The following is a 19,539-nucleotide window of genomic DNA, read 5'->3' as shown; positions in this document are numbered from 1 at the left end:
TATTTCATTGTAAATGCATTAATTAATTGTAGGTTTTAAAATTATTTGAGGTTGAATATTTTAATTAAAAAAGAATCGATGTATTGAATGGTCGGTTCAAACCAAGGATTGAAAAGACAAAAGACATGTGGTGAATTCTCAAACTCATGTACTTCAGAATAGATTCCGTTTTCTGTCAAAACCTTTCTAAAATCGTCTCTGCCAGCATGCATTCTAGGGATTGAACTATTAATAAATAATGTCGGAGGACTTGAAGCGTTAACATAAAACAAAGGAGAAGCAGTTTCCCATAGTTTCAGATTGTCTTTCATGGAATAGCCAATCCACTGCGCGCTTGCACCAAAATTTTTAGTATCTTTTGTTTCACTGCTTTCGGGATGCACAAACGATAACGTTCCGTCGATATCAACTATGGCATTTATCTGAGATTTAGATTTTGAAATGGTTATTCCTCCTTCAAACAAAGGCATGTTTCCTGTTACGCCCATAAAGGCCGCCAATTCTCCACCAGCAGAAAATCCAAGGGAAACAATCTGATTTGGATTTACACTATATTTCACAGCATTTTCTCTTACCCAGCGAATAGAAGCTTTTAAATCATAAATCGCTGCAGGAAAAAGTGCTTCTGTAGAAAGTCGGTATTCTGGCGTAAAACAAACATAACCCAGACTTGCTAATTTCTGCGCCATTTGATGGTGCTGATCCCTACTTCCAGATCGCCATCCTCCACCATGAATTAGGATAATGGCTGTCTGTTTTTGTTTTTGTTTTTTATTTTTATTGTAAAAAACATCCAGTTTCATTTTACGTTTGCCATAACTACAATACACAATATCGTTCTTCTGTACAACAGCATCAAAATTCGTTTCTGGCACCAAAGTCGCGTTTGGGAAATACTTTACTGTTTTCTTAAAGGCACTTTTATTATTGAAAGAAGTATCTCGAGCCTGAGTTAATCCTTCCAAATATTGCGCATTCATCTTTTGAAGAAATAAGATGCAAACCCAAATAAATACTGCTTCTAATTTTCTATTTTGAAACTTCATATTACTAATTCTTTGACGTACTAATTTAAATTTAAACACAAAAAAACATAGTTTGTAGGATCGCTTAAAGGCGTTTCACTTATTTAAATGCACATAGTAACCATGTGTTAGAAACTGGTTTCTTTCCTAAGTCTTTTGAAAAAAAATCTATGATTCTATGTGTTTGCTTTAACTTCTAAAAGATGAATTTAAAAAAAACTTAATTCGGTTTCCAATCTTTAAAAATCGCTTTCAACGAATATTCTTTTTTTACTTGTTCTACAGAAAGCTGATGCGACCAATTGGCTCTCGATGTACTATTTGAACCTGCTCCAGTAGATTGATATTCGGCATAAAAAGCTGTTTTTTCTGCTTCTGGTTTTCCCCAATTGTGCCATCCTAATGGTTTTATGTGAGAACCCATTTCGCATTTTATAAAAACTGTTTTAGCATAATTTCTCCAAGGTCTTCCTAAGAAATAAGAGTTATCTCCAGAATTTGATGTCAGTTTACAGTTTAGAAATACAAACCCGTACGAATTAGATTCTGGTGTATTGGCTGCTGTAATATAAGCCCCCCCTTTTTTAGAGAAGATTTCACAATCTTCAAAAAGCACGGTTGAACCACCAAAAATAAAATCGGTTGTTCCTTCTATATAACAGTTTTTATAATATTGTCTGCTAGCGCTTTCTCTTGGATATAAAGTATCCTGAAAACCTAAAAAATTACAATTCTCAAAGATGATTTTATCTCCATCAATTCGTACTGCTACCGCTTGTCCAACTGGGCCAGATGAATTTTCGAATGTTATATTCTGTGCTTTGAAACCATTTCCGGCAACAATCAGACTTGCAGATCCAGAAGTTCCAATCGTTCCACCGGCACCATTTGATTTTGAAGCATAATCATCATATGTTAAAATGACTTTTTCTTTACTTTCTCCAATTAGCGTCACATTATTTTTGTTTAATGCTAATTCTAGTTTTTCTTTGTAAATACCATTCTTTACAAAAATTTTAGTCTCTGAGTTTTTAAGCAATGGCACAGCATTAAACGCTTCCTGAACTGTTTTGAAATCTTCTTTTCCATTTGCATCTACAACAATATCATAAGATTTGGTTTCATTTGCAGAATCATTAGAAAATGAAACATTCAAAAACAAAATCGAAGCAGCTAAAAAATTGAATAGTATCATTTTTGTTAGGTTTTAATCCACAATCTTTACCTCATTTTTAATCGATTCTAGCACTTTCAGGTCTTTATTTAAAACCATCTTCTTTCCGTTGGTTTTTAACGAAATATCCTTTGTTTCTAGCCCTCCAACCCAAAACATTTGGTTTTCTCCAGTAGATTTCAAACCGTCCAAACTCACATTTTTGCTATTTGAAAAACTTACGGCAATTCCGGGTTTGTCTAATCTTAAATCAAGATTTTTAAAAGCGATTTTACATGCATAATTTAACTGAACGCCAACATCTGAACGGATAATCATATTTTCAAATTCTATATTCGTAACTGGCATTTCTGGGATTCCCATAATTTTTAATGCCTGAGCCGCACCGTTTACAGAAATGTTTTTGAAATACATATTTTGAAATGCAGGTGTTTCTTCTGTAATAGGTTCTTTGGCAACCGTTACTTCTCCCGTTTCTTTATCTTCAGACAATGATTTTCCGAAATAATACAAATTGAAATTGATAGCATCTGTTGGAATGTTATTCATACGAATGTCTTCCATCCAGATATTTTCTACCACTCCACCACGGCCACGAACAGATTTAAAGCGAAGTCCACAGTCTGTTCCGTTAAATGTTAGGTTTTTAGCGTATATATTTTTAACACCACCTGACATTTCGCTTCCAATGGTAAAACCTCCATGTGCGTGATACACCACACAATCTGTAATTACAAATAATTCTGTTGGTTTTGCTCGGTCTCTTCCTTCTTTATCTTTTCCAGATTTAATGCAAATGGCATCGTCTCCAACATCAAAACGACAATTGGTTACGGTTCCAATTCTGCAAGATTCTAAATCTAAACCATCTCCATTTTGAGAATACCACGGATTACGAATCGTTAAGTTGCGTAAAGTAAGATGTTCACACATTAACGGATTTACATTCCATGCAGGAGAGTTTTGAAATGTCACGCCATCTAAAAGCAGTTTTTTACAATTGACCAAACTTACCATAACAGGACGAAGTGCTTCTTTATAAGGTTCCATATTTTCTACAGTTTCCTTTTTCGGCAATTTGTTCTTTTCCTCATTCCCTTCATAAGCGCCTTTTGAAGGATACCAGATTTTGCCGTCTTTAGACAAAACACCTCCAGAACTAACCAATTCGTTCCATTGTCCAGCCGTCATCTTTCCAATTTTAACGGGTCTCCATATAGCACCATTTCCGTCAAAAATTCCTTGACCTGTAATGGCAATGTTTTCTAAATCGATTCCCATAATAGGCGATTCGCAACGGATAACTTTATTTCCCTCAAAATAAGATTCTATCAGTTTGTACTGTTTTAAATCGCTTGTAAAAGAAACAAAAGCGCCGTTTTGAGTATGAAGATTTACATTGCTTTTCAGCTTTATTGGTCCTGTTGTCCAAAGTCCCGCAGGAATTACTACAACTCCTCCGCCCGATTTAGAGCATTTTTCAATTGCCGAATTAATAGCATTTGTACAAAGCTGTTCGGTATTTGGCACTGCTCCAAAATCGACAATATTTAAAGTATCGCTTTTAAACTTCGGAATTTGAACTTCCGGCATTTTGAAAGGAATTTTCAAAGATGTATCAGTCTTATTTAAACTTCCTTTCTTTTGACTAAAGACAGATAAACTCGTAAGAAGGAATGCTGTTATCAGAAGAGTACTTTTAATTTTTATCATAATCCATTATAATTTTGCAACATTATTTTTTGTCTAGAAATTTTTGTAATTCGATACCAGCTAGAATATAAGGACCAACTGCTTTTGCATCATTTTCCCTGATAGGTTCTGAAATGTAATATTCGAATGAGCCGTTTCTATCTTCGGGATTTTTCCCTCCTAATCCGGCAACAGCGCAACATTTTGTAATCGAAATGGTTCCGTCTGTGTTTTCTTTTATAAATTCTTTCTGAATTCCTTGAAAGCCCTTTTGTGCTGATTTAAGAAACTTTTTGCCAACATAACCATTGTTGTAAGCTTTTGTAAATGAATAAACAAACATTGTAGAACAAGTTGATTCCAAATAATTCCCTTTTCTTCCAGGCTGATCCATTACTTGCCACCAAACTCCTGTTTTAGAATCCTGCGCTTTTAAAACAGCATCAAAAACCTTTTGAACGATTTGGATGAGCTCTTTTCGTTTGGGATGATTTTCTGGAACAAAATCCAAAATATCAACCAAAGCCATGCAATACCAACCTTGCGCACGTCCCCAAATATGTGATGAAGTTCCAGTAGTTTTATTGGCCCAGAATTGCGTACGTTTCTCATCGTAACCATGAAAATTCAAACCTGTTTTAGCATCAAAAGTGTGTTTCTGAATTAATTCTAATTGTAAAATCGCATCGTCAATTGCTTTTGGATCATTAAATACTTGTCCGTATTGTGCTGAAAAAGGATCGGCCATGTAAACGCCATCCAGCCACATTTGCCAGGGATAACTTTTTTTATGCCAATAGCCTCCGTCATAATTTCTTGGATGTCCTTCTAGTTGTTTGTGCAATGTATCCATTGCTTTTTTATAACGAGAATCGTTTGTCTTTTTATAAATCTCAAAAAGTATTTTTCCTGAATTTACCAGATCTAGACTGTATCTCTCGATTTCATATCCGCCTTGAATATTTCCATCTTTATCAATCAGTTGTTCGGCGTACGAAACTCCGTAATCCCAATATTTTTGATTTTTGGTATAATCATACAATTTCTGATTGGCCAATGCCACTAAACCATTGGTATAATTCCATTTCGGATATTTTACACCATCCAGAAAAACTGGATTGGGAACTCGCTTCTGATCCGAATCGGCCATTTTTATCGCCCATTCAATTGGAGATAATTCTTTTTTAATTGTTGAATCTGATTGTCCAAATGAAACCAAACTAACGAACAAAGCAAGAAAACAATATTTCATTTTATATTTCATACTATTTTAATTTTCTTCGACTCCAAACCAGTCGTAATCAGCATAACTGCTGTCGTTAATTGCTTTAGATCCTGTTGCAAAAAGTCCGATTTTGGCACCCACCCATCTTCCTGCACTTGGTTTAAAAGGTTCTCCTAGTTTTTTAAAATTCTTTCCATCAACGCTATAATAAAAGGTAACTTTGGCATCAAAAGGTTCTTTGTTCTGAACCATTTCTACTTTGGCGCGAAGGTTCACTTCTTTTTTATTTACAGGAATTGATGCGATTTCCTTCTCCGATTCTTTAGACGTTCTGGCACTTTTCATAGAGCGCTGCACCAAATTCAAATTGCCCATTTTATCTTGTTCAATTGCGATATAAGCGTAATCTTCACCAAATACAATTAACCCCGAACCGCTTACTCCTGCATCTGGATTATTTTCAAAAATCAATTTTGTCGTTGCTGTAAAATTGGCACCAGGAAATTTTTGCAATAAAAGGTTGGGCATCATCCACATGGTTTTGTTTCCTTCTTTTTTGGGAATGCAATTCAGACGCAAAAAACCAAGATTCGCAGAAGACCAGCCCCAATGTTCAGCAGGATTCTGATTTGCCTGCCATTGCCACTGCAATCCCAATTGATGGCTATTAAATTCATCAGAAGAAATTAATGGCGTTGCAGGATAATTTTTGCCTACGTTTGGCTTTGTCCATTCCATAACAGGTTCTCCGATTCCGTCTTTATTAGCATCTTTTCCCATAATTGGCCAACCGTCTTTCCAAGTCACAGGCTGTAAATGAACGACACGTCCATAAGCCCAACGATCTTGAAAGTGTAAAAACCAGCCGTCTCCATTTGGCGTTTCGACATAACCACCTTGATGTGGTCCATTTACAGGAGAATCTCCTTGGTTTAAAACCACTTTAAATTCATAAGGTCCCCACACATTTTTGGAACGCATTGCCAATTGCCATCCTGGTTTTACACCTCCCGCAGGAGCCATAATCCAATAATAACCGTCGCGTTTGTATATTTTAGAACCTTCAACTGTGGTGTGGCCTTTATGTCCGTCAAAAACCAAAGCAGGATTTCCCATTAGTTTTGTTCCATCTGGAGCCATTTCTGACAGCATTAAAACTGTTTTTACATTGGCCCGACTTCCCGCAAAAGCATAAGATAAATAGGCTTTTCCGTCTTCATCCCAGAACGGACAAGTATCGATAATTCCTTTTGCTTCTTTTACCAAAACAGGTTCTTCCCAAACGCCCGACGGATTTTTAGTTTTAACCATAAATATTCCAAAATCAGGATCTCCCCAATAAATAAAGTATTCCCCATTATGATAACGAATGGAAGGAGCCCAAACGCCATCGCCGTGACGAACGGTACGATAATGTTCTATAGGAAACAGATTTTGCAATGCATATCCAACCAATTCCCAGTTTACAAGATCTTTGGAATGAAGTATAGGCAGCCCTGGCGTGCTATTAAAACTAGATCCTGTCATGTAATAGCCGTCTTCTCCAGCGCAAACATCAGGATCAGAGTAATCTACATGTAAGATTGGGTTTTTATATTTTCCGTTGCCCAAATCAGCGTTCCAGCCTTGTGCATTTGCTCCTAAATACCAAAATAATCCTAAGGCGAATAGTAATTGTTTGAATTTCATTGTATTAATTTTTATTATATCATTCACTTCATTAAAAATGCTTTCGAAAAAGCTAAACTATTTTAATGTCTAATCTTCTCTCGTTAATTATTGAATAACAGTACATTGAAGTATCCTCAACCACAAGGACACTTCATAATAGTACTGTAACCACTTAATTAACAAAAACTTAAACAGATTTTAAGGTAACCATCTTGTATCCCCTACTTTATTGGTTACAATTGGAGAATTTGAATCTTTAATCATCAAATTGCCATTTGCGGGATCGACAAATAAATTTTGTGCACTTATACCTAGATCGGTTCCCTGAATTGCAGCGGCACCTAATAGATAATCGGTAGTTGTATAATTGTTTCCGTATGTTGTTGGGGTATTGGCTGCAATAGCTTGGATTACTTTACCGCAAGCAGATGCCATTAATACATTCTTAAAGATCAAAGTAGATCCCACAGCATTCGGAATATTGATTAATGATCTGTTGTATGCGTAATCATAAAGGGTAATATTTTGATAGTCCAACTGAATCGGATAAGCAGATGTGCCATAGTCCCAAAGATTCTTGAAGTTTCTGTTCTTGTCTGTTGTCTGATAGTAATCTCTCATGAAAGTACAGTTTGCAAATTTGGCTTTCTTAACGTTATCAGCTCCAGCTGAACCAAATACGAATGTCCCGTAAGGTCCTGAATGCCCTCCAACTTGATCAAACGTACAATAGCTCATATCAAATTCACCAATTTCTTTGTATTTTCCACTTCCTTGATGTCTCCAGAATCCACGTTTGAAATAATTGAAAACACAGTTATAGAATGTAATCTTATCAATTTTCCAAGCCGTTCCACTATTAAAGAAATAACTGGCATCGATAGTTTGGTAGAAACGAATGTTTTCAAAATACAATTCCGACAAATAAGAGCCTTCGGCAATGTTCCAGTTTCCGTTCATTTCTATTTGAGGACGTTCTCCCTCAGTTCCTCCTGTTAATTTAAATCCTTTTGAAATTGTGAAAGGCGTAATTTTAAACAAAGAACCTGGTTCAAGGAAATATTCTGTTCCTTCTGGAATGGTCGGGTCATCGTTGTTGGCTCTTAATAAAGCATCCAAATCCATTCCTTTTGTTACCATAATTGTTGAAAGTGATGGTCCAGCAGAACGGAAAGAAACTTGATTATAAGGTTTATCGTAACGTCTTGGTTTATTATTATCAAAAACATTTACGTTGTATAATGTATTTTTTTCTAAACCAACAATTGTAGCTTCTCCTTTTACAATTTCTGCCGAAGTAAGTTTACGGCCTATTGCTGGAATTTCAGCAGATTGTGCCGGCGCAACAGAAATACTATCTACTGGATTTTCAGAAGAAATATCCCAATTTACGGTAACTTCAGTCTCTGTATAATCTACTTTTTCGATTGAATGCAAAATAGGTTGAAACGGCGGACGATCTTCTGTCAAAGCATTCGTATACGACCATTGCGAATTATGCCCATCAATAGCATGATTAGATCTTACTCTAATATAAAACTGCGTTTTATACGGAATATCATCCATTAAAAGCTGCGTCTCTGTCGTAGTGTACGATTTGTATAAGCTTTTGTAATAATTGTCTAAATGCAACTCTACTGTATAAGATGCCGCGTCGTTAACTTTATACCACACAACAGCAATTGAGTTTCCTTTTACTAAAGGCGCTGTAAGTACAAATTTTGGCTGAAATAAATCTAGTTCCTGCGGATATTTAAACTCATCGTTCTCGCAAGATATCAACATTTCTCCACAGGCAATTAAACCAATAAGAGATAGTATATAAAGTATTTTTTTAAAGTTTTTCATGCTTTTCTTGATTTAAAAATTAAATCCATAATAGTTTTGAATCGCTCCTCTATGATCTGTAATTACCTTTGAAGGATAAGGGCATAAATATCGTAATGGATCTGTAGGCGATACCGATGAAGCATTATTGTAATTAATAAACCCTCTAAAGCTCCATTTGATATCGTTTCTTGGTTCATAACTCGCTGTTTCGTTGTTTAATGAATACCATGCTACTGCAAACGGATGCGCTGTATAGCCCGCAGGATTTGCTGTCAGAATTTCATCAATTCCTTTTATATCTAAAATTTTTCTGCCTGAATTAACTGGATCTGAAATTAATTTATAATAAATATTACCTGGAACCTGATCGATGCCAGGAACATATGCTCCATTTGCCACTCGTCCCCAATTGTATAATTTATAATACTGGTTGTAAACCACTTCACTAAACTTATTCCAGCGCGCCAAATCAAATTTACGTTTGCTTTCTCCTCCAAATTCCCATTTACGTTCGTCCATAATAGCTTTAAAGAACAAATCTGGTGATGATTTAGAAGTTACATAATTGTCTACTTTCGCAGCCCAGTCTGCTTGCGCAAAAGCTCTTCTTCGCACACGTCTTAAACATTCCTTAGCATCTTCGCGCGGACCAAAACGTTCGTTTACCGCTTCTGCATACATTAATAGCACATCTGCAAACCGCATCCATGAATAATTGATTCCCGTTCCCTTTTGGCTAGTGCTTCCCAGTGGATCATTCATCCATAATTTAGACCATTTTCCAACTGCCAAACGAGCCAGATCCAGACGGATCACCTGATTGAGCTGCTGGTCGTATGACAGCGGAGCGCAGGTAACATCTCGTCTTAAATCTTTATTATCAAATGAAAAGAGGTATTCGCCGCATAAACTAAGATTCCCAGACGCAGATCCGTAAGGATGATTTCCTTCAGCGATAGGAATTCCAGCAAAATAACCGTACTCACCCGTGGAGTTTTTAAGCATTGCAATAGAAAAAATTACGTCGTCATTGACCGGCGTTTCCCAATTGTTCTGCTTAATCCAAAAATCTCTAAAACTTAGCTTCAAATCGTGCTGTCTGCCCTGGATCACTTTATCTAGATATTCAATCGCAATATCATAATACTGTTCATAATTTTTTCCCCTTTCCATGTGTCCTATGCTCGCCGGATTGTTTTCGTCCGGGCGAAGAGTCCATCCTCCTCTTGTCAGTGCCAATAATCCAATTAAACTTTGATTGAAACTTCTCGAAGCTCGTTCCACACCATAATCCAGTTCGTTAGCATTTTTCATGAAAGGTTCGGCCGATTTCAGATCGTCAATCAAAAATTCCAGAATTACATTTCGATCTGTAGTTCCCTGTGCAAAATTCTCATCTGCTGTTGAAGATTTAGTACGAAACACAACATCTCCCCATATCCGAATCAGGTCCAGATAAACCATTGCACGAATGGTTTTCACCTCTCCGTGCATATGCATGATATTGGAAGCTGCGTTTTTGGGATCAGCTTTGTACAAATCTGAACTTTCAATTCCTTCGATTACATCATTGGTAGCATTGATAATTTTATACATGGCACTCCATGTCCCGTTTAAAGTAGTCCAATACGGCTTTGGATCATAGCAGGCAATATCAGACCCGTTTCCGTTTACGGTATTTGTTGCCACACCAGACATTTCTACATCTGTATTGGGGTTAAAAACAAAAGCAATACGATTCGCATAAGCATCATCTGCCAGCATAAGAGTGTAAACACCTGCAACAGCAGACTGAATGTCTTTCTCTGTTTTAAAAACTTCTGCCTGGGTAAAGCCCGATCCCGGCTGTACATCTAGATAATCCTCGCAGGCTGCAAAAGACAGCGCAAAAATCAACAGAAAACTTAATAATATCTTTTTATTCATCGTTGTGAGATTTAATAGTGTTGAATTAAAATGCCAACTGTACTCCAAAAGCATAGTTACGTGTTCTTGGATAAGCGTTATAGTCAATATTTGGTGTTAATCCAGTTTCCAGATTGATATCTGGATCATATCCAGAATAGCTTGTCCAAACAAACAAGTTGCTTCCTGTAGCATACAATCTGATTCTGCTGAATCCTACTTTTGAACTGTTTTGTTTTGGAATAGTATAGCCAATGCTTAACGTGTTTAATCGTAGGAAAGACCCGTCTTCAACAGCATAAGACATTGCGATAGGACGGCCAATAGATACTGGATTCCACATTGTAGCGTTTTCGTTCTGTTTTGCCAGCTGTTCAGGCGAATAACGAAGATCGTTACCCATGTCATCATAATTTCTCCAGCGGTTATTCAGTCCTACTTCCATACCTAAATTATTCTGGTTGTTTTGGTAAAAAGAAGTCATCATGATTTTGTTGGCATTATACACGTCAAAACCGTACATAAAATTGAAGAATGCTGTTAAATCAAAGTTTTTCCAAATTGCATTTACTCCAAATCCGCCGGAAAAATCAGGATTGGTATCTCCGATTACTTTTCTGTCTTTATCACCAATTACATAGCTGTTTGGGTCTGAAGGATCAACAGGAGTCAGTTTTTTAAACTTGGCACTTCCCGGACCAGGCTCACCAGAAAGGTTTTTAGAATTGGCCACCCCGTCTTTAAGTTTCCACGTTTTGGTCACCGCATCAAAGGATTCAAAATCATCCATTGTATAGAAACCATCGTTTACAAAGCCGTAAATCAAACCTTTTGTTCCGCCTACGTAAGCACGATAATCGTCGTCATTCAGCAATTGTGATCCAGCCCAGCCCGAACTTAAAATCCATTCCTTTTCTCCGCTTGAGAGTTTGTCGATTTTATTTTTGTTATAACCGATATTAAAAGTCAAATCAACCTGAAAATCTTTTTTCTTAATCACACTTCCGTTAAGAGCCAATTCGACACCTTTATTAGAAGTCTGTCCAACGTTGGTCATCATTTTAGTAAAACCAGAAGCCGATGGAATATCAGACGGCACCAATAAATCTTTTACTTTATTATGATAAAAATCTAGCGTCCCTGTTAATCTTTCTTTAAAAAAACCAAAATCAAGACCAACGTTCGCCGTATAAGTCGTTTCCCATTTTACATTTGGATTGTTCAGATATTTGTCATTATAAAAATTATAGTAATAATGGTTTTCTTCTCCCCATCCTACAGAACGGTCTCTAGAAACTCCGTAATATTTTGCATACAAATCGCCTTTTATTCTATCATTACCTGAAGCTCCATAACTTAAACGAAGTTTTAAATTGGAAACCGTCTGGCTGTCTTTTAAGAAACTTTCATTCGAAACTCTCCATGCAAAAGCTCCTGCAGGAAAAACTCCCCATCTGTTGTCTGGACCAAATTTTGTAGAACCGTCGGTACGGACAGTAAACGTAAATAAATAACGGTCATCATAACCATAATTGGCCCTTCCAAAAAAGGAAGAAATTCGATTTGGAGATTCTGCATTTGAACCATTTTCGAAAGGGGTTCCCAAAGACAGATTGTCTAGAGCCTTTTCTCCAGTAATGTCTTCAGGGAAATAACGCGTGCGGAAAAACTTTATTGAGCTTTCCTGATCTTTAATCTCCTGTCCTATCATTAATTGGAAATCGTGGCGCTCTTTTAATTTAAATCCGTAGTTCAATACGTTATTCAGCTGCCAGCGAGGCGACTGGGCCATCGACCAATACGTTAGAGGCAGATTATTATTTTCTAATGCTGTTTTGGTGTCTGTACCCCAGAAACGCCCATCTTCAGAATATTTATATTCATAGCCAAATGAAGAACGAAGTGTCAATCCTTTTTTGATGGTCCAAGTTAAAGCTCCTGTAGTATTAAATGTTCTTGTTGTGCGATTGCGGTAATTTTTTTCTGCTTCTTCAAATGGATTAAAACGAGGTTTTATCTCATAATCGTCTGGATCGAAGTACGTATTGTCTTCAGGCAAGGTCATATACTCTTCTAGCCCTGCCGTTGGCGCTTCGCGCAAAGCTCTAAGCAGACTCACTCCATCTGTTCCTGAACCTTCAATAGTTTGATTGGTTAAACGCGTTTGGTATTCGAACGTTAGATTGTCGGTTAATTTTGAATTTAAAATCAAATAGATATAATTCTGGCGCATTCCCGTACCAAGCAAAACACCCGGCTGATCTTGGTTTACAAACGTAAATTTAAATTTTGTTTTTTCACTTCCGCCGCTCACATTTATATCGGTATATCTTGCAATTGGGTTACTTCCAAAAATTTCATTTTGCCAATCTGTACCCTTATTTCCTTTATAAATGTAAAACTCGCTTGGTTTTCCATACATATTATAAAATCCCGTCGGATTAGAACTTCCCTTACGCGCAAACTCGTACTGCATCATAACAAACTCATACGGATCCATAACATCCAAATGATTAGCAAGCGTTTTAATTTGCGTATAGTTATGAATGTTTACAGATACTTTTCCTGCTTTAGGAACTTTAGTCGTCACAATAATAACTCCGTTTGCTCCCCTTGCACCATAAACTGCTGTAGATGCAGCATCTTTTAAAACCTCTACAGACTCGATATCTGTTGGCGGAATATCATTTAAATTGGCAACTTCAAAACCGTCAACTAAGATTAATGGCGAGTTGTCCTCGGTAATAGATCCTCCTCCACGAATTCTAATTTTCACATCTGCTCCAGGCGAACCGTCAACAGTTGTAACCTGAACTCCAGGAAGTCTTCCCGTCAAGGCTTCAGCCACATTCGATGTTGGCACTTTTGCCAATTCGGTTCCTTTTATACTGGCCACCGCTCCTGTTAAATTTTTACGTTTTTGAGTACCATAACCAATAACGACAACTTCGTTCAGCTCGCTGTTCGATTCTTTCATGGTTACCGTAATTCCTACTGTACGTCCTTTAAGTGGTACTATTTCATCATTCATCCCAACAAATTTGATAATCAAAATTGCTGTCTCTGGATCTGCTACCGCTACACTGAATTTACCATCGAAATCGGTAACGGTGTTGGTGTTTTCATTCTTTACCATAATTGTTACGCCCGGAATACCCGCCATGTTATCCTTAACCAAACCGGTCACCGTTGTACGCTTCTGAGCATAAGCGCCACCTGTTAAAAATAAGATGGCCAAAATGCTCCAGATATATTTTTTTATAGTCATAACTAGAATATTTTTTATAAGATTAAAAGCCTGTTTTTGGATTTATATAATAGAAATCAAAAGCGTATATAAAAACCTTTTACAGCTATCACATTACTTTTAAAACCCAATAATGGCTAATAGTATTTAGTATTGGTTTGTTTTGAAGAGAAGTTTACAAAGGTTCATTTATAAGAAAATCGACATTCGTAACCTTATTGCCTTCAATGGCAAAAGTCCCCTGCAATTCCTTAGTCTTCACAACTTCCATGTTCTGATTCAGACATTCAATTTTAACGCGAACATTATTTGCTTCTTCATCAGTTTGAAATAAAACAAAATCGTCTGTGTAATTAATTCCTCCACTCGCTGTTGCTTTACTCCTTGTAACAAACATGTCTTCTTTGATGTACGTTCCGTCAACAACTTTGTAACCGCTTCTTTTTACCAAAACCGTAGTTTTAATTGTGGTATAACTTTTATCAGCAGTAATGTCTAAAGTTTTCAAACGAAGAATTCCCGTTCTGGTAATAATATTTAACGTTAACGGCTCATCAAAAGGCGAAGCGTAAGGCATTGCATCCGATAGATTTACTGGCTGATTTGCCAATGAAGGCTGCTGAACAATCAGTTCATTAAGGTTCGTTGGAGACGGAACCATTTGCTCTGGATAATCTGTCGCTACCAATTTGTATTTTCCATCGTCTAGCGAAAAAGGATAGAGCGAACTGTAGCTGGCAAAATATTCTCCGTTCTCCTTGTATATAAAAAGAGGCCTGTTTGAAATACCAACATTTAAATTCCAAGGTTCACCGTTTAATTGAAAGTCCAGTTTTTTTACCGTATGGCTTTCATATTTAAGTTCGTCGCTAGAGCAGGAGGAGAGCACAAAAAATATCCCTGCTCCCAGAATTAGGTTTTTTATCATTTTCATATCTATTGGATTTAAAAATGATTAAAATTTTTCTTTTGACTCATTTCAGGACTGCAGTCCCAAATTGACAGTTGAATGGTAATGGTTTGGTTCATAATTTTGGTTTTAAAGTTAGTTAGTTAAAAATCAGTTAAGATTATGAAGCAAAACTAGAAATAGGATATCGCAAATAGGGGGATTTTTTGCTTTTCAGAATGGTACAAATCACTATTTTAGCACCTTAAATCAACTATTCACTAACTTTTTCTTACTTTTTTTATTCGATGTAAAAAAAATATCATAAATAAAAACAGATTTGACAATCCATTTTTTTTTTACAATTTTGATTTTGGAAATAATACTTTTATATCAAAAAGAAAGCCCCACTAAAATAATGGGGCTTTGAAATTGATTTTTATTTAAAGATATCCTTAACGAAATTGTCGTCGATATTCAGCTGGCGTATGATCATATTTTGACCTGAAACATTTTCCGAAGTATTTTAAATCATTAAAACCTACTTCAAAACAGATTTCTTTTATCAGTAAATCGTCTTCTTTTAAAAGTCTGGCCGCTTCACTTAATCGCATATCGCGAATGAAAACAACAGGAGAAGCGCCAGTTATGCTTTTAAGTTTATTGAAAAAACTAGCGCGCGACATGCACATTAATTTTCCAAGTTCGTCAACCGAAAAATCAGAATTTGACATATTTTCTTTTACAAATTCGATAACCTGAAACATGAATTTCTGATCTTTATTGGATATTTGAAGCGGTTCTTCCTTAGAAATCTCAATTGTGCTTCCGCTCGAAAACAATTGCTGCAAACGAGCGCGCTGTTCCAAAACATTTTTCACTCTTGCTTTTAATAAGCTGACATTAAAAGGTTTGGTAACGTAATCGTCTGCTCCGTATTCTAATCCTTCCAATTTACTTTCTATCGATGATTTCGCGCTAAGCAAAATAACGGGAATGTGGCTAGTTGATAGATTATCCCGAATAAATTTCAGCATTTCGATTCCATCTTTCTCAGGCATCATAATATCGCTGATAATGAAATCTGGTAAAATTTCTTCTGCTTTTGCATAACCTTCATCGCCATTTTCGGCGGTATAAATCATATAATCGTTTTCCAAAATAGAAACAATAAACGTACGCAATTCTGGGTCGTCTTCTACAACAAGTCCGATAGGCTGCTCTCTTCCCATCTCTTCTGGTCTTGCTATTTCTTGCTCAAGTTCAGATTCAAAATCCAGATCCATTTCATTAGAAAAATGCTCTTCTGTTTCATCTAACAAAATATCGACATCATTTTTAAAGTGCTGATAGCCTTTTAAAAATGCAACCTGAAAACTGCTTCCTTTTCCTTGAGTGCTGTCTACCAAAACTTCTGCTCCGTGTCTGTCTGCAATATCTTTTATAATAGATAATCCAAGACCTGTACTTGGGTTCGACAAGTTTTCATTATAATTTGAAAAACGAACAAATAATCTCTTTTGAAGTGTCGGACTAATTCCTGGCCCATTATCATTTACTGTTAAAAACACATGTTTCTCCGACTCCTCAACTTTTACCTCGACAGAATCTCCTTTACTGCAATATTTAAAAGCATTAGAAAGCAGATTGATGAGGATTTTATCCAAACTATCTGGATCTGCCCATATTTTTGGATTTGAAGAATCAATTTCAACTTTCAAATTAATATGGCTCTGATTGCTCATTTCTTCAAAATCTTCACACATCTGAGAAACAAATTCTCCTAGATTGATTTCTCTAATAGCCAATTTTTTATCTTGAACTCTTCTTAAATCTAAAATCTGATTGACCAAATTCAACAATTTATTGCTGCTTTTTTCTATAATTCGAAGCTGGCCTTTTGTAGTGTCTTTTAAATCGTCATCTGCAAGCATCACTTCCAAAGGAGCTGTAATCATGGTAAGTGGCGTGCGGATTTCGTGTGAAATATCAGTAAAGAATTTCAGTTTTAATTCGCTCATCTGTTTTTCTAATTTTACATCGCCACGAAGTTTCAGAATGGTAAGAATAGCTCTGTTGACCACGAAAAACAAGCCACAAGCCAATAATAAATAACAGAAATAAGCAAAATTTGTTCCCCAAATCGAAGGACTAATCGTAATTTTAATTTGTCTTTCGTTGTCCATCCATAAATTGTGCCCATTGGTTGAAGAAACCAAAAGTATATAAGTTCCTCTTCCTAAATTGGTATAATTTATAGATTGTCCGCCTTTAATGTAATTCCATTGCTTGTCAATGCCTTCTAATTTGTAGCGGTAAACGATATTTTCACTTTTAAGATAATCTAAAGCCGAAATCTGCACTCTAAAAAAATTCTGATTGTGCTCTAGTGTTACTTCTTCTAATAAATCAGGATTTTTGGGAGTTTCAGGATTTATTTCGTGCAATTCTTTGTTGTTTACCAAAAATCCAGAAATCGCCAAATAAGGTTTAAAATGAAAAGGTTTTATATTTTCAGGTTTGAAATAAATCACGCCATTAGAATATCCTACAGCAATTTCGCCATTTGCAAGCTCGCATTTTGTAGCCTCAGAAAAAATCTCTGTTCCTATAATCGATTTTAATTCTGGAAAAGTTTCTGCACTATTGTTTTTTGGATCAAAGCGCACAATCTGGTTATCGCTCATCAACCAGATTTTCCCAGCTTTATCTTCTGCAATGGAAACAACACCCTCGACTGGAAACGATACCATTTCATTCCAAATTGATTTTACATTCAATTGTCCTTTTTTATCCAAATCGGCTAAAATCAATCCCATACCATTGGTTGCCAGCGCCATCTGATTATCGTGCGTTATTAAAATATCCAGAATATCATTTCCTGAAACCTGTGAATACTCATTAAACTTTATTTTGCTTGTCACTTTAGTTTCTTCTGAAAAAGAGAACAATTTATAAGACGAAATAAAAAATATTTTGTGATCTTTGTTTTCCACAATCGAACGGACTTTATCTGCCGTTTTTATTGGATAATTTTTTAATTCATTTTTAAAATTGACAAATTTAAATCCATCGTTTGATTCGCGAATAATATTAACTCCACCACCCCAAGTTGCAATATAAATCTGTCCGTTTTTGGCTTGATAAATTTTAAAAATATCATCACAGTTAATGCCATAAATGCTCTTTTTGTCATCTTTATAATGAGTAACTTTATACCTGAAAGGCTGATCAGTTGGCAATAAACAGAACAGACCGTTTCCTCTAGTTCCTATCCAGATTCGGCCTTTATTATCCTGAAGCATGCTATAAATATCTGCTCCCCAACCAGGACCAGATGCAGATAATGTTCCATCAGAGGCCAAAAATCCGATTTTCTTTTTCTGGCTGTCAAACAAAGCGATTTTTTCTTTTCGGCTCGCCACCCAAAGATTTCCTCTATTATCTTTCATCAAACTTCTCACATTGTGTTTATGATGATCATTTGAAGAATCGTGATTTAAGGTCGAAAAATTACTATTGCTAAAAGTCACTAAATCTAATCCTTGTTTGAAAGAACAAAACCAAAGATTTCCCAATCTATCAAACATAGCCGTGTGCATCAAATCTGAAATCGACTCTTTCGATTCGTTAATACATCTAATTATAGAAGATAATTTATTGTTTTTTTCATCCCAATAAGAAAATGGCGCATTGCTCGATTGAATCCAAACTGTTCCATTTGGAGACTTAAGCAGAAAACTTTTTCTTTCCCCTCCAGCAGTTGCAGAATCACTGTAATCAACAGACATTTTTTTTATCTTTTTGGTCAACAGATCAAACTGAAACATGCCTTCACCACGAGCTTCAAACCAAAATTGCCTCGAACGTGTGGATCCCAAATAAGTGATTTTTTTATTGGGAAACCCTATTAAGGTCTTGCTGCTGTACGCCTCTAGTTTTCCCGTTTTCAGATCGCAAAAATAAAAAACCTGCCCCGCTGTTAGGATAAGCATTTTAGTATTGGCAACGAGTTCGGTGTAAATGATATCTTCTTTAATATTAAGCGGGAAGTCAAAAAAGGTACTTGCTATTTTGTTGTAACGCGCCAATTCTCCGTTGTTACCTCCAAAAAATATATCTTCTTTGGTTTCTAAAAATGTATTGTACACGCAAGGCTTTCCATTAAAAAAGAAATACTGCGGCTCTCCTCCAGATTTATTCAATCTGCAAGTTCCTGCTTCGGTAAAAAACCAAGTCGTTCCCTGTTTATCTTCAAAAATATCACTGATTTTCCCACAGCGTTTTGCAGGGTCAAAAGTTATTTTTCTTATTTTTCCATTGGCTTCAAAAGCGATTACATAATTTTTTTCTTCTGGAAAAAGCCAAACTCTTCCAGAAGGCATCACTTTAAAATCGACAAACGCAATATTGCCAGCCTTTAACGGACCTTCTTCTATTGGATAATGAAAACTTAATTGTTTGGTATCAAAGTAATAAATATCATTTTTCTCGGACTGAATCCAGATTCTGTCGCTGTTATCAAATCTGAATTTGAAAACACGATTGGAAATTAAATTTAACGATCCGTTTTGTTTTACCCTAAATTTTTGAAAATTGCTTCCGTCATAACGAATCAATCCGTTAAAGGTAGAAAGCCAGATGAATCCCTTTTTATCCTGTTGAATATCAAGAATACGGGATTGCCTTAACTTTAAATCGTTTGCAAAATGAGTCAGCGTACCGGAAGGCTGCCCTGAACACAAAATACTTATCCAATAAAAAAAGAATAATAATATATTTCTTTTCATTTCAAACTTTATAAAATTAGGAGAATTGCAAAAATATCAAAATTCCTTTCCTGACCTAAAACAAGTCGTTATTTCAGCAAAATAGCACCCT

10 protein-coding genes are annotated in these 19,539 nt (G+C 36.0%); all 10 read right to left on the bottom strand.

Features of this window, described 5'->3' with window-relative positions; all coding sequences use genetic code 11:
- Positions 1 to 41: 41 nt before the first annotated feature.
- Positions 42 to 1,046: an alpha/beta hydrolase fold domain-containing protein gene (locus ACWA1F_RS13585; protein WP_456894378.1), complete on the bottom strand. Its 1,005-nt coding sequence runs from the start codon at positions 1,044 to 1,046 to the stop codon at positions 42 to 44.
- Positions 1,047 to 1,245: 199 nt separating this feature from the next.
- Positions 1,246 to 2,220, bottom strand: a complete 975-nt coding sequence (locus ACWA1F_RS13580; protein WP_456894376.1) for a pectinesterase family protein — start codon at positions 2,218 to 2,220, stop codon at positions 1,246 to 1,248.
- Between the two features lie 12 nt (positions 2,221 to 2,232).
- On the bottom strand, positions 2,233 to 3,912 hold the full coding sequence (locus tag ACWA1F_RS13575) for a glycoside hydrolase family 28 protein (protein WP_456894375.1): 1,680 nt from the start codon (positions 3,910 to 3,912) through the stop codon (positions 2,233 to 2,235).
- A 22-nt stretch (positions 3,913 to 3,934) separates the two neighbouring features.
- The gene (locus ACWA1F_RS13570; RefSeq protein ID WP_456894373.1) at positions 3,935 to 5,155 is read right to left on the bottom strand and encodes a glycoside hydrolase family 88/105 protein; all 1,221 of its coding nucleotides are present in this window, start codon (positions 5,153 to 5,155) and stop codon (positions 3,935 to 3,937) included.
- A gap of 6 nt (positions 5,156 to 5,161) precedes the next feature.
- Positions 5,162 to 6,805: a glycoside hydrolase family 43 protein gene (locus ACWA1F_RS13565; RefSeq protein ID WP_456894371.1), complete on the bottom strand. Its 1,644-nt coding sequence runs from the start codon at positions 6,803 to 6,805 to the stop codon at positions 5,162 to 5,164.
- A gap of 180 nt (positions 6,806 to 6,985) precedes the next feature.
- The gene (locus tag ACWA1F_RS13560; protein ID WP_456894369.1) at positions 6,986 to 8,635 is read right to left on the bottom strand and encodes a DUF5123 domain-containing protein; all 1,650 of its coding nucleotides are present in this window, start codon (positions 8,633 to 8,635) and stop codon (positions 6,986 to 6,988) included.
- A gap of 12 nt (positions 8,636 to 8,647) precedes the next feature.
- Complete coding sequence (locus tag ACWA1F_RS13555; protein ID WP_456894367.1) at positions 8,648 to 10,543, bottom strand: RagB/SusD family nutrient uptake outer membrane protein; 1,896 nt, start codon at positions 10,541 to 10,543, stop codon at positions 8,648 to 8,650.
- Between the two features lie 25 nt (positions 10,544 to 10,568).
- Positions 10,569 to 13,790, bottom strand: a complete 3,222-nt coding sequence (locus tag ACWA1F_RS13550) for a SusC/RagA family TonB-linked outer membrane protein (protein WP_456894365.1) — start codon at positions 13,788 to 13,790, stop codon at positions 10,569 to 10,571.
- Positions 13,791 to 13,944: 154 nt separating this feature from the next.
- Positions 13,945 to 14,703 (bottom strand): hypothetical protein, encoded by a 759-nt coding sequence (locus ACWA1F_RS13545; RefSeq protein WP_456894364.1) that lies wholly within the window; start codon positions 14,701 to 14,703, stop codon positions 13,945 to 13,947.
- 410 nt (positions 14,704 to 15,113) lie between these two features.
- A complete protein-coding gene (locus ACWA1F_RS13540; RefSeq protein WP_456894362.1) occupies positions 15,114 to 19,448 on the bottom strand; it encodes a two-component regulator propeller domain-containing protein in 4,335 nt (1,444 codons plus the stop codon).
- Between the last annotated feature and the right edge of the window lie 91 nt (positions 19,449 to 19,539).

This window comes from Flavobacterium erigeronis, assembly GCF_054075165.1.
Note: the sequence above shows the minus strand (reverse complement) of the source record. Positions and strands in the feature narration are given on the sequence as shown.